The sequence below is a fragment of the Pseudomonas sp. NFACC39-1 genome (assembly GCF_900110355.1).
In the GTDB taxonomy this organism is placed as follows: Bacteria; Pseudomonadota; Gammaproteobacteria; order Pseudomonadales; family Pseudomonadaceae; genus Aquipseudomonas; species Aquipseudomonas tehranensis.
In genome coordinates, this window is the sequence record NZ_FODL01000006.1 from 429,739 (window position 1) to 441,821 (window position 12,083).

General features: G+C 52.0%; 8 protein-coding genes and 1 pseudogene. 3 read left to right on the top strand and 6 right to left on the bottom strand.

The genetic code is table 11. From position 1 onward, the window contains the following. Positions 1-20: 20 nt before the first annotated feature. Entirely contained in the window at positions 21-521 is a 501-nt protein-coding gene (locus BMY45_RS16170) for an Lrp/AsnC family transcriptional regulator (protein ID WP_092399268.1), read from the bottom strand. Between the two features lie 119 nt (positions 522-640). Between BMY45_RS16170 and BMY45_RS16175 the strand changes: the two genes are divergently transcribed. The 3 genes from BMY45_RS16175 to BMY45_RS16185 all read left to right on the top strand — a co-directional run bounded on the left by BMY45_RS16175 (position 641) and on the right by BMY45_RS16185 (position 4,336). Continuing rightward, a complete protein-coding gene (locus BMY45_RS16175; RefSeq protein WP_092399270.1) occupies positions 641-1,675 on the top strand; it encodes a histone deacetylase family protein in 1,035 nt (344 codons plus the stop codon). A gap of 46 nt (positions 1,676-1,721) precedes the next feature. Next, a complete protein-coding gene (locus BMY45_RS16180) occupies positions 1,722-2,774 on the top strand; it encodes an ornithine cyclodeaminase (RefSeq protein ID WP_092399272.1) in 1,053 nt (350 codons plus the stop codon). A gap of 146 nt (positions 2,775-2,920) precedes the next feature. Next, positions 2,921-4,336, top strand: coding sequence for an amino acid permease (locus BMY45_RS16185; RefSeq protein WP_092399274.1), 1,416 nt, complete (start codon positions 2,921-2,923; stop codon positions 4,334-4,336). Between the two features lie 250 nt (positions 4,337-4,586). On the opposite strand, the gene BMY45_RS16190 is transcribed toward BMY45_RS16185, so the two are convergent. The 5 genes and pseudogenes from BMY45_RS16190 to BMY45_RS16210 form a co-directional block, all read right to left on the bottom strand. Beyond that, entirely contained in the window at positions 4,587-5,732 is a 1,146-nt protein-coding gene (locus BMY45_RS16190) for an MFS transporter (protein ID WP_092399276.1), read from the bottom strand. A 97-nt stretch (positions 5,733-5,829) separates the two neighbouring features. Then, positions 5,830-6,238, bottom strand: a pseudogene (locus tag BMY45_RS16195) (IS66 family transposase); the annotation flags it as partial. A gap of 211 nt (positions 6,239-6,449) precedes the next feature. After that, positions 6,450-7,874 carry a gamma-aminobutyraldehyde dehydrogenase gene (locus tag BMY45_RS16200; RefSeq protein ID WP_092399278.1) on the bottom strand — a complete coding sequence of 475 codons (1,425 nt, stop codon included), beginning with the start codon at positions 7,872-7,874 and terminating at the stop codon, positions 6,450-6,452. A gap of 160 nt (positions 7,875-8,034) precedes the next feature. After that, complete coding sequence (locus BMY45_RS16205; RefSeq protein ID WP_092399280.1) at positions 8,035-9,387, bottom strand: APC family permease; 1,353 nt, start codon at positions 9,385-9,387, stop codon at positions 8,035-8,037. A gap of 362 nt (positions 9,388-9,749) precedes the next feature. Beyond that, the gene (locus BMY45_RS16210) at positions 9,750-12,065 is read right to left on the bottom strand and encodes a N,N-dimethylformamidase beta subunit family domain-containing protein (protein WP_092399368.1); all 2,316 of its coding nucleotides are present in this window, start codon (positions 12,063-12,065) and stop codon (positions 9,750-9,752) included. Between the last annotated feature and the right edge of the window lie 18 nt (positions 12,066-12,083).

Genomic DNA, 12,083 nt, shown 5'->3' on the forward strand with positions numbered 1-12,083 from the left:
CAGCCCAGAAAGGCCGATATTCAATCCTTGCTCAATTTGGGTATGCGCATGCGGCTACCCGCTTTGATTTCGCGCAAAGCCAGACTCGACTGAATAGACGCGATACCGACCTGGCGCCTCAGCACTTGCTCGATAAAGTCGCTATAGCTATCAAGATCCTCTGCCAACACTTGAAGAACGTAGTCGGCGTCTCCGGTGATCTTGTGGCAGGCCAATACCTCTGGCAACTGCGCAATCACTGCCTCGAAGGCGTCCGGAGCATGATCGGCATGCGTGGAAAAGCGAATGTGCACGAATGCCATGATATCCAGCCCCAGCATTCTTCGATCAAGTGTTGCCTGATAACCCTTTATCACCCCCGCCTCCTCCATTCTCTTGCGACGTCGCCAGCAAGGCGTGAGGCTCAATGAAAGCCGCTCACTGAGTTCGGCATTGGAAATGCTCGCGTCCTCCTGCAATAACTCAAGAATGGCCAGATCGGTCTCATCGAGGCTGATGCGCCTGGATAAATTTTTCTTCATTAAACTATTCCTGAGTTAAATCGCCCGATAAATATAGAGAATTACGAAAACAAAGCAAAGAATTCCCATCCTGACCAGAACAGAATATCTGCACTGGCTCACATTAATGGATGCGCAGAATGTTTACAGTTTTCAGTGATTCCCACCGTCTGCACCATGGCACTGAGTTGAAAGATGGCGTGCTCAAGCCGTCGTTCGAGCAGCCCAGTCGGGCCGACACCGTTCACAATCGCGTCAAGCAAGTAGGACTTGGCCAGATAGTCGAACCGCGAGTGTTTGACCGTTCGTGTTACGTCAACGCGCACAGCGAGCGCTACGTGAGCTTTCTGGAAAGCGCTTGGTCGCAATGGTGCGCCACAGGACGCACCCATGATGCCCTGCCACTGGTATGGCCTGTACGCGACCTGGCCAACGACCAGGTACCCACGTTCATTGACGGCAAACTCGGCTTCTATGCAATGGATGCAGGCTCGCCGATCACCGCCACCACCTGGCAAGCAGTCAAGACCAGTGCCGATATCGCCCTGACAGGTCTGGCACTTATCGATGAAGGCCATGACAGTGCCTTTGCCCTTTGTCGTCCGCCGGGCCATCACGCTGCGCGTGAGTACATGGGGGGCTACTGCTATCTCAACAATGCGGCCATTGCTGCACAGCAGGCAATCACCCAAGGCGCCAAACGTGTCGCGGTACTCGACGTCGATTTTCATCACGGCAACGGTACCCAGAACATTTTTTACCAGCGCAATGACGTCATGTTCGTATCGCTGCACGGCGAGCCGGCCGTGTCCTATCCCTACTATTCGGGGTTCAGCGATGAAGTCGGCGCCGGCCATGGCGAAGGGTTCAACCTCAACTACCCGTTGCCGAAAAACACCGCCTGGGAAAGCTACCGTGATGCCCTGCTTCATGCCTGCAGGAAACTTCAGCAATTCTCGCCGCAGGTATTGGTGATCTCACTGGGCGTCGACACCTTCAAGGACGACCCGATCAGTCACTTCCTGTTGGAAAGCGAGGATTTCATCGGGATCGGCGAGCTGATAGCGAGTGTTGGTTGCCCCACTCTCTTCGTGATGGAAGGTGGCTACATGGTCGATGAAATCGGAATCAATGCGGTGAACGTACTGCATGGCTTCGAGAGCAAACGCGCCTGACTCCCCTGCTCTACAACGTTTAACTGGATGGATTGGAGAATAAAAAATGACGCTCTTCCTAGATGTCGATGATGCCGCACGCCTGTTCGCCAGGGTTGGCATCCGCCGGGCAATCCGTGAAATGGCCACCTACATCGAAGCAGACTATTTACGCTGGGCGCAGTTTGATAAGTCGCCGCGCACGGCCAACCACTCCACAGACGGAGTGATCGAGTTGATGCCTACCGACGATGGCAGGCAATATTCTTTCAAGTACGTGAACGGCCATCCGGACAATGGTCAAAGGAACTTACTGACGGTGATGGCGTTTGGTCTGCTGGCCGATGTCCAGAGTGGCTACCCAACCCTGCTTAGCGAGCTGACGTTGACAACCGCCGTTCGCACCGCTGCAACCTCGGCATTGGTCGCGCGTGCTCTTGCCCGCCCAGGTGCAACCTCGATGGCTATCATTGGCAATGGTGCTCAGAGCGAGTTTCAGGCGCTTGCTTTCCATGAAATGCTGGGCATCAACGAAATTCGTATCTTCGATATTGATCGCGACGCCTCACTCAAGCTGCTGCGCAACCTGGCGGCTTTCCCGACTATCAAAGTGATTCAGGCCGACTCCGTACAGGAGGCAGTCAGGGGCGCGCACATTGTCACCACCGTTACGGCCGACAAGGCCTACGCAACGATCCTGACGTCCGAGATGATTGAGCCCGGCATGCATATCAATGCCGTCGGCGGCGACTGCCCGGGCAAGACCGAACTACACGCCGACATCCTGCGCAACGCCCGGGTCATCGTGGAATTTGAACCTCAAACGCGGATTGAAGGCGATATTCAGCAACTGGAGGCTGACTCACCCGTCGTCGAGTTTTTCCGGATTGTGCAAGGCGACGTCCAGGGACGCGAGAGCGATGAGCAGGTGACGGTATTCGATTCCGTAGGCTTTGCCCTCGAGGATTTCTCGTCGCTTCGCTACCTGCATGCGATGGCGCACGAACATCAGGTCGGCCGGCACATCCATCTGGTACCAACGCCTGAAAATATAAAAAACTTGTTCCAGATGCTTGATCAGCAACCGACCAAAGCCGCCCATCTGCGCACGGCCGGTTGACCTGCGAGTGACGCCCCAAGGCATGTGCAGTGGGCCGTCACTGTCCAAATAAAACAACACCGTCACCCGCCATTGCATCCTGACAATGGCGCTGGATATCCAATTTTCTGCCAAAACTCAAAAACATAAGATCAAGAGGTTTTGAAATGAAATCGAATTCAACAGAGCGGGCTGAGCAGCCTGCGCTGCAGCGCACGCTCAGCAATCGTCACATCCAGTTAATGGCCATGGGCGGAGCCATTGGCACGGGTTTGTTCATGGGCTCCGGAAAAATCATCGCCCTCTCCGGCACCTCGATCATCCTCATCTACATGATCATTGGCCTGTTCGTTTACTTCGTCATGCGTGCCATGGGCGAAATGCTGCTTTCCAACTTGAATTTCAAGACCTTTGCGGATTTTGCCGGCGCCTACCTGGGGCCTCGCGCCGCATTTTTTCTCGGTTGGTCATATTGGCTGAGCTGGAGCGTTGCGGTGATCGGCGATGCCGTTGTCGTGGGAGGCTTTTTCCAGTACTGGTTCCCCCATCTGCCTGCCTGGATACCGGCTATCGGGATGCTGGCGACACTGTTCGCCTTGAACGTGCTGACGGTCAGGCTCTTCGGTGAAGTCGAATTCTGGTTTGCGATCATCAAGATCATCGCCGTCGTGACGCTTATTGGGGTCAGCATCGTGCTGATTGCCAGCTCGTTCGTATCCTCCAGTGGCGTTACCGCGTCCCTGGGCCACCTGGTGGATGAGCAGGCTGCATTTCCTAATGGCGTGCTTGGTTTTTTTGCCGGTTTTCAGATGGCGATATTCTCCTTTGCCGGCACCGAGCTGATCGGCACTGCGGCGGCAGAAACCCGGGCTCCGGAGAGGACTTTACCCAAGGCAATCAACTCGATTCCGTTGCGAATCATCCTGTTCTACGTGTTGGCATTGGGCTGCATTATTGCCGTAACGTCCTGGCAACAGGTGTCACCTGTAAAAAGTCCTTTTGTCGAACTTTTCCTCGTCGCAGGCTTTCCCGCAGCGGCCGGCATCGTTAACTTCGTGGTCCTGACCTCCGCCGCGTCATCGGCCAATAGTGGCGTATTCTCCTCCAGCCGTATGCTGTTCGGGCTGGCGAATCAAGACAACGCTCCGGGTATTTTTCGGCGACTGTCGGGCAACAGCGTGCCTCTGCTGAGCCTCGCCTTCACGACACTTTTGATGCTGGTGGGTGTACTCGTGCTGTTCATCGTTCCGGAAGTCATGACGGCATTCACCATCGTTTCCACCGTGTCAGCAATTCTGGTGATCTTCACGTGGTCGACCATCCTCGCGTCCTACATTGCCTATCGCAAAAAGCGTCCTGAGCTTCACGCCAAATCGGCTTACAAGATGCCAGGCGGCGTCCCAATGGCATGGTTCTCACTGGCTTTTATGGGCTTCGTTCTGTGCCTGCTGGCATTGAGGCCTGACACCCGCGTTGCCTTGATGGTCATGCCGGGGTGGTTCATATGGCTGGCAATTGCTTATCAACTAACACGTAGTAGGAAGCCAAAAACCGCAGTTGAATCGGCAAGTCAATTCGGTTGAGCTGCTAACGAGGCCTCTGCGCTGGAGGGCTGTAACATAGAGACAGCCCTCGATTTGAATGGCTGAGCGAAGTCAGTTCAGTTGACTACATTTCCAATATCTACGGTGCCGGGGGCAGCCCAAAAGGCGGGAAGTGGTGTCCACTTAAATTGATCTGCCCCTCCAGCGCCGCAACAGGGTAATTTCCAAGAAGATAAAAAGGAGATCGCCACCTGTGCCCCGAGATGGCGATCTCCTACCAGGCCCAATGCTATTTGTATGATGCGATCTTGGCGCTGCAGAGGACGAGGATCAGTGACGCAGAGGTGAAGAGCAAAGAGAAGCTGAGGGACGTAGCATGAGCGATAAATCCAATCGCAGCCGGCCCCATCAGTATGCCTAGGTATCCGATCGCATTGATGATTGCGAGAGCTTGAGCGACGGGCATAACAGTCTGATGCCCGGCCGTGGAGCAAAATATCGGAACGAGATTCGAGATCCCTAATCCGACGAGTACGAACCCCAAAACCGAAACTACCCAATGGTCGATAACCACCGCCAACGCCATGCCGCCCATTGCCAATACACTTCCTGCAAGTAGCACTGCTCGCGATCCGAGCTTGCTTACGATCCAATCGCCTAACAGCCTCCCTGCTGCCATGGTCACGGAAAACGCGGCGTAACCGATGCCCGCAATACTAGGCTCCATGTCCCGGTTCGAAGTCAGATAGACGGCGCTCCAGTCGAGCATTGAACCTTCAACCAAAAAAGCGATGAAGCACAGCGCTCCCAGTAGCAACACCAGCTTGGTTGGCTTCGTTTTGGCTGGCGCTCCCTCCAACTCCGCGAACGGGAGCATGTAACGACCAAGAGATAAGAGCGCGACGCCCAATCCAAGTGCTAAGACAAGGATTGACTGAACGGGATTGAGGCCTAGCCAGAGCAGCAGGCTTACCGTGCCCGCGCTGAAAATATTTCCGACGCTGAATAGCCCATGAAAGCCAGACATCATCTGCTTGCGATGGTGGCGCTCAACAAGCGAGCCTTGAAGGTTCATGTTTACATCGGCAGTAGCGATTGCGGCCCCAAACAAAAGCAAAAAAGCCAAGAGCACCCAATATGAAGTGGCAGTTGCCAAGCCAACCAAGCCAACAGCGGTAAAAGTGCTTGCAAGATAGACAGTACTTCTGCAGCCAATTCGATTCGCTAAACGGGCCACAAACGGCATCATGCACATTGCTCCGGTACCAAGGCCCAAAAGGAGCAGACCAAGTTCCGCCTCACCTATCAGCGCCCTTTCCTTAGCAAACGGAACCAAAGGTGCCCATGCGCCCATACCACATCCCGCTAGGAAGAATGCATATCTGGAAGCAGATAGCGTATTTGAGGTAAAAAAAGCTTGTTCCGTACTGTTCATCTAATAAAGCCCATAGTTGGCAAACTGACACCATGCCCATAACTTTTGTCGGAGCTGATGATAAAAATTTTGCTGGCGCATGCGACCTTGAGAGCTAGGCCAATTTCTCACGGATGTAGCGCTCGACAGTGCAGACGCTCGGTGTGTAGCCGAGTTTTTCGCCGGCATCTTCGCCGATACGCTTCAGCGCGCAGCCGCATCGGCAAAAGCTGTTTTTCCGTTCGTGATGGATCTGCGTGCGAGGGAACTGCGCTGGCAGTGCAGCGCGCTTGGGCTGCTGGCGAACTTTGCCTTCAATCAGGGCCAGTTGCAGCGCTTCAAGCTCAGCTCCGCCGGCTGCGATATCGGTGTCGATCAAGTAGTTGAGCAAGCTGGTCTGATCCGGGCCTGGTTGGTGGCTGCGCTTGGCAAACTTGAAGCGTTTGAGCAGCGCGATCTCGTGGGCCAGTTTCTCGTTGCTTGTGATGAGTGATTTGCTTGTCCATCGTCTCGACGCGCTGGATCAACGTAACCTCCGGCGAAGTCACCTACCCGACACCATCGATATGGGCGATGTTGTCAACTTAAAAGTACGTGGACTGTAGGGCCACTCTCTTCAGGAATGCCATGCGCCAAAAAACCTGTTACCCCAAGCCACGATGCAACACCCCCCGAAATTTTTTTGTCAATAAGATCGGCTTGGCGCTCATCGATTTAAGATGAGCGCACGCCGATCCACTAGTGCTTGAACATCACATGGCGAATTACGGTGTAGTCTTCCAACCCGTACATAGACATGTCTTTGCCGTAGCCCGACTGCTTTAAACCTCCGTGGGGCATTTCACTCACAAGCATGAAGTGGGTATTAACCCAAGTGCAGCCATATTGCAAACGTGCAGCAAGACGATGTGCTCGTCCAACATCTGATGTCCACACTGATGATGCAAGACCATAATCTGAGTCGTTTGCCCACGCCAACACCTGAGATTCATCCTCAAATTCGGTTACCGAAACTACTGGGCCAAAAATTTCCCTTCGCACTACCTCATCATCTTGACAGGCTCCGGCGAGCACCGTAGGTTGGAAAAAGAAACCAGGGCCTTCAACTCGTTTACCACCTGTGACCACTTTTATATGCGGTAATGATCGCGCCCTTTCAACGAAGCCGACTACACGCTCCAAGTGCTGCTCAGTAATCAATGGCCCTAACTCAGTGTCGGGATCATCCTGAAGACCGTGCTTAATTTGGGATACGGCCACCCCAAGCTTTTCAACAAACTGACCATAGATGCCTTTTTGCACATAAATCCGGCAGGCTGAGGTACAATCTTGCCCTGCGTTATAAAATCCGAAATTACGTATACTCTCTACTGCTGCATTGATGTCTGCGTCGTCAAAAATTATGACAGGAGCTTTACCGCCCAACTCCATATGCATTCGTTTAACAGTGTTCGCTGTTTCAGCGATGATATGACTTCCAGTGGCCACTGAACCTGTTAGTGAGACCATGCTCACTTTATCGTGAGTAGTAAGTGGCCGACCAACAGTTAGCCCTCGACCAAACACGATATTGACCACACCTGCTGGAAAAACCGTAGCCATTAAAGAGGCTAACTTCAACGCAGTTAGAGGTGTTTGCTCGGATGGTTTAAGAACAACCGTATTTCCAGCAGCTAGCGCTGGAGCTAGTTTCCATGCTGCCATCATCAAGGGATAGTTCCATGGCGCAATCGATGCGACAACGCCAATTGGATCCCGACGAATCATAGAGGTGTGGCCAGTCAAATATTCCCCAGCTGCGGCGCCCTGTAAGCAGCGACTTGCTCCCGCGAAAAAGCGAAATACATCTGACACTCCAGGAAGTTCATCCGCTAAAGCCGCCGCGTAAGGTTTACCACAGTTATCGGACTCCAAACGCGCTAACTCTTTGGCATGACTATCGATGACATCTGCGAGCTTAAGAAGCAATAGTGAGCGATCTCTTGGAGTAGTCTGCGACCAACTCTCGAACGCGGCATCAGCGGCCTTAACGGCGCGATCAACCTGGTAAGGTGTTGCCTCGGCAATTTCTGCCAATATGCAGCCGAGCGAAGGATTCATAACTAGAAGGCGCTCGCCCTCCCCTTCGACAAGTTGGCCGTCAATGAGCATTTTTAAGTGCATAAGTGTCTCCATCGAGCGCAAGGACTTACTCCCTTTAGCTCAAAAAATGTAGGATCAAAGAATGTTTATCGTTTGCCAAGCCAAACGTCCAGTTAAAGATTCACAACAATTTTCTCAGCGGGAACATGATCTTTCATGCCCCCCCTGAAATGATAGGAATCTATACAGGCATTTCCAAGGATTGCTTACCTTTCAAAATCCACGCGACCACGCAACCAATTACAAGCCATGCAATACCTACGAACTGAGCATTCACATTACCACTGAACAATGCGTAGCACAGAACGGCTGAACCTATCACAGGAGAGACGACATGCTTAAAGAAAGACTTATCAGTCTTACCTTTGAAGAAGAAAACAACGGAAATGTTAAGCATTACATAAGCACACAATGCGCCGAATGTCACCATTGTCACGATCGTTTCAATATGATCTTTGGCAAGAATTGCAATCATGAGTGAAAGAGCAGCGACGAGGTACAACGCTGTAGTCGGGGTTTCATTTCTATTGAGCTTAGTGAGCATGCTGGGCAATTTTTTGTCGCGCGCCATGCAGTAGATGACTTTCGACGTAGTAGCCTGTGACATAAGTGCATTTGCCATCAAAGCGATGAGTGCGTTTGTTAAAGTAACAACAGGCAGGAACCAAGCTCCAACTATTTGCGTGCTAACCGTGTAAAAAGCCACATCAGCGTCAGCACCTTCGAATGTAGAACCTAGCGGAACAAAGACAGATACCAGATAGACTTGCCCGACAAATAGTACAGTAACAATGACAAGCAACAACATCGTGGCTGTTGATACGGTTTTGCCGCCACCCTTGGCCTCTTCATTTAAAGTAGAGACCGCGTCAAAGCCGATAAAACTCAAAGCAGCGATTGGCACAGCGCCAAAGACAGCGGAAACACTGAACTGAGCCGGATTATAGAACGGAGCAAGTAGTTGAGCCTTAGAAACTGCACCGTCAGCAATAAGCCCGACCGAAAACACTACGAAAATTGAGAGAACAACCAGCTGAATAATCAGAAGAACCTTGCCGACGTTCACGTTGACAGTAATTCCGAACAAATTCACGATCATAGGTACAGCAACAAAGATCACCAGCCAAACAGTTTTATCGACTTCAGGAAATAGCGGTTGTAGCGCCGCCGCACCGAGAATCGCCAGCAATGCTGGAAGTAAGAGATAGTCCAACAAAATCGACCATCCAGCCATAAAGCCAAATGTCGAATTTGTACCTTTTGTTACGTAAGAATATACCGACCCAGAGAGTGGAATGTGTTTCGCCATTTCACTGTAACTAATAGCACTGAATAGCATGGCAATAGCTGCAAGGGTATAAGTCAGTGCGGTCAAGCCATTGGAGATATTGTGAATCGCTCCAAAGACAGCAATGGGGGCAATTGGACCGAAGTAAAGCAAGCCATAGACAATTACGTCAGTAAGCGAGAGTTTACTACTGAGTTTACTGCTGAGTTTACTATTCTCATTTGGCACAACCAAAGCATCGCTCATTTTGTTCCCCCTTAACGATTGGCTGGGTACTTCCCAGGCATATTCGTACTACGCTTTTCGCGCACTAGCAAAATCAGCTGTGATAACGCGAAACGTTTTTGTTCTAAACGGACATCGGGACTGGAAGAATCCTTCGTATCAACCGCCAAACTTAATGTTTGGCGTCTGGCACGCCCATTTTAAGAACCCTTGCCACAGTGGACTATCGAACGAGCGAACGGCGCTTTTCGTATGCGTGCACACCTCAACAGAGGAAGCCTGTACAGAGAAAGCCTGTAGCGCGACAGAGCAGCTAACCACCCGCTGCTCCGTACTTGCATTCCAAAATGTTAAGCCCAATGCCTACTCATCGAGTCGGACACTCAGTTTGAATCAATCGCTCCGTCCAACGGTTCAGGATCAAGGAACCGCCTGAGCACGTTGCCAGTGAGACGAGCAACATTATTGTCGTAGTCGTTGTGGGAAAGAGAGCCGGTATACGCAATCGACCCCACGGAAAATACCCCTCCGCCACCCGGTAGTGGACTTAAGACGATATCTGCTCTCAGGCGCGACTGCTCAGTGCCGCCAATTGCAGGAATTGACTCGAGAACATCTTCGGCTGCCAGAAGGTAGGCGTCTGACAGCGGCCCTGACGTGGCTAGTAACAGTGCCCCCGGTGCTGATCCTAGCGAAGGATCGTACCGATCAATCTCCGCACCCGCGGCGCCACCGCCCATGATCCCAAAATCGCCTATACGCTCATCACGACTAATCCCTTCAAACGCAAATGCGGCAAGAGGATCGTAGCTGTCAGTAAGTCGCTCATAGTAAGTAGAACGATCAAAGCCTTGCCCTGCGAATCCGACTCCTAACAGTCGCTGTGGTGGCATACCTTTATTACGCCACAGCCCGGCAACCTCTCCGGAAGTTTGGTGACGGCGGTCACCAAACGGCGACTCGTGAGGCCTGGTACCGGCATCTGACCTTCGCAACTCCATGATATGCCGGTCTTCTGGATCAAAAGAAACAGTAGCGAAGAACCCATTTCCTCCCAGATACATCAAACGTCCACCTTTAGCAGTGAACGACTCAATCGCGTTAATCTCGTTGCGCGTTACATACTCTGGATGGCTACAAGTGATCAAAACCTTATAATCTTTGATCAGGTCAAATCCCTCGCAATCAAGATCTTCATCTGTGAGTGCATCAAACTCACAATTAATCGTCTCAAGCCAGTGTGCAATGCAAAGGTCGGCAGGAAGCCCCCACACACCTTCCGCCATGAACCAAGCGCGGTGCTTAGGATTGAGGGTCAGGATCGGACGACGGGGGCTGCCAAAAACAACGCCTGACCCGTCATTGTGTATTTCATAGCAGGAGCGGCCAAACTCGGGGTGATCTTGAAGCGTCAAATCCTGCCGATCAATGATCGGTGTACGGCTGGCTATGATTTCCGCGCCATTTGCTTCAAAGGCGATTCGGTCGTTGGCATACGCTAGGTAAGTTGCAGTGGAGAACAGCACTGCAACTTCGCGCTTATGAGCGCCTGGTTTGACGAAAAACGGGATGTACTGCTCGGTCTCCCCGCCTAATAGTTTAACGGCATATACGCCACTTGTGAGATCCTCCGGAACCTCCACTGTGAATGCCGTCGGCCATTGAGCGTCGGTGATGTCATCGTCATGAAAATGTATGGCGTCGAACTCATTCGGGGCATTCCTGAAGTCGTCATTCAACCCTTGGAATCTGTGTCCGGTCACTCCGCGTGTCGGAGTGTTGAAACAGCGGCCGTGCAAACCATTTTTGGACTCGTCGACAACCTCTTTCAGCAAGAGGCCGTCCGCGCGATTGCTTTTCCCAAAGTGCCAGGCAGCAACCTCGTCAGCAACCGAATCACCTGGGTTTAGACGCAAGATGCGTGTCCTACCGATCTTTCCATTGTAGGCAGCGGTTGCTAGCAATTGGCCGCCCTCATAACGTGCAAGAGCGCCTATTCGGAAGGGTGCAGTGGTGTTTGAGCGCCCAGTGCGAAATGGAACTGTGAGTGACTCTCCGGTCAGCGTACTTGCGCTCGATGAAAGACGGTTCATGATGTTATCAATTGGTTCCTGGTCTATGCGGACGGAACCAAGATCGGGTTTTATCGTAACAGTGATGCGGTACCATTGATGTGCAATAAGGGGTGTTGCCAATGAGATTTTGCGCGTCTCGCCAGCTTCTCCCCATATAAATGTTGGTCGGCCTTCTTCCAACACAAGCGCATAGCCAGCAGAATTTTCAACAGACCAGTTTCCGAGCAACGCCTGTAAGCTAGAGTCACCACATATCGAGTTCTGAGCAACGGTGTAAGCACCAAAATTACCCGACCGCGTTCCTTGAGGAAGCGTCGGAAATATATGAGCTTCGATAATCAATCCATCCGGTGATCGGAGCAGTTCCTTCGGATCATTGACCTCAACGTAGGAGCCTGGCTGGCATACATATTTGTGACCTTCATAGCTTCCCTCGAACGACGAGGCGATTGGCGTCTCAAGGAAGCCTGGACTCGATCCCCCTGTGAACCCGTGACGGAGCTTAACCAGAGAGGCTTCATATTTTGCCACTCCTTCGCAACTCACCTTAAAAGAAAGACTATGCCCAGGCGATACCGAGAAACGATCGCTGTAGCCGAAAATTTGCTTGTTTGTATTTTTCATTTCCATTTCACCCGTTAA

What these genes read in the sequence shown, in the direction of transcription:
- BMY45_RS16170 (WP_092399268.1), bottom strand. Translation starts at nt 521, where the DNA reads ATGAAGAAAAATTTATCCAGGCGCATCAGCCTCGATGAGACCGATCTG.
- BMY45_RS16175 (WP_092399270.1), top strand. Translation starts at nt 641, where the DNA reads ATGTTTACAGTTTTCAGTGATTCCCACCGTCTGCACCATGGCACTGAG.
- BMY45_RS16180 (WP_092399272.1), top strand. Translation starts at nt 1,722, where the DNA reads ATGACGCTCTTCCTAGATGTCGATGATGCCGCACGCCTGTTCGCCAGG.
- BMY45_RS16185 (WP_092399274.1), top strand. Translation starts at nt 2,921, where the DNA reads ATGAAATCGAATTCAACAGAGCGGGCTGAGCAGCCTGCGCTGCAGCGC.
- BMY45_RS16190 (WP_092399276.1), bottom strand. Translation starts at nt 5,732, where the DNA reads ATGAACAGTACGGAACAAGCTTTTTTTACCTCAAATACGCTATCTGCT.
- BMY45_RS16200 (WP_092399278.1), bottom strand. Translation starts at nt 7,874, where the DNA reads ATGCACTTAAAAATGCTCATTGACGGCCAACTTGTCGAAGGGGAGGGC.
- BMY45_RS16205 (WP_092399280.1), bottom strand. Translation starts at nt 9,387, where the DNA reads ATGAGCGATGCTTTGGTTGTGCCAAATGAGAATAGTAAACTCAGCAGT.
- BMY45_RS16210 (WP_092399368.1), bottom strand. Translation starts at nt 12,065, where the DNA reads ATGAAAAATACAAACAAGCAAATTTTCGGCTACAGCGATCGTTTCTCG.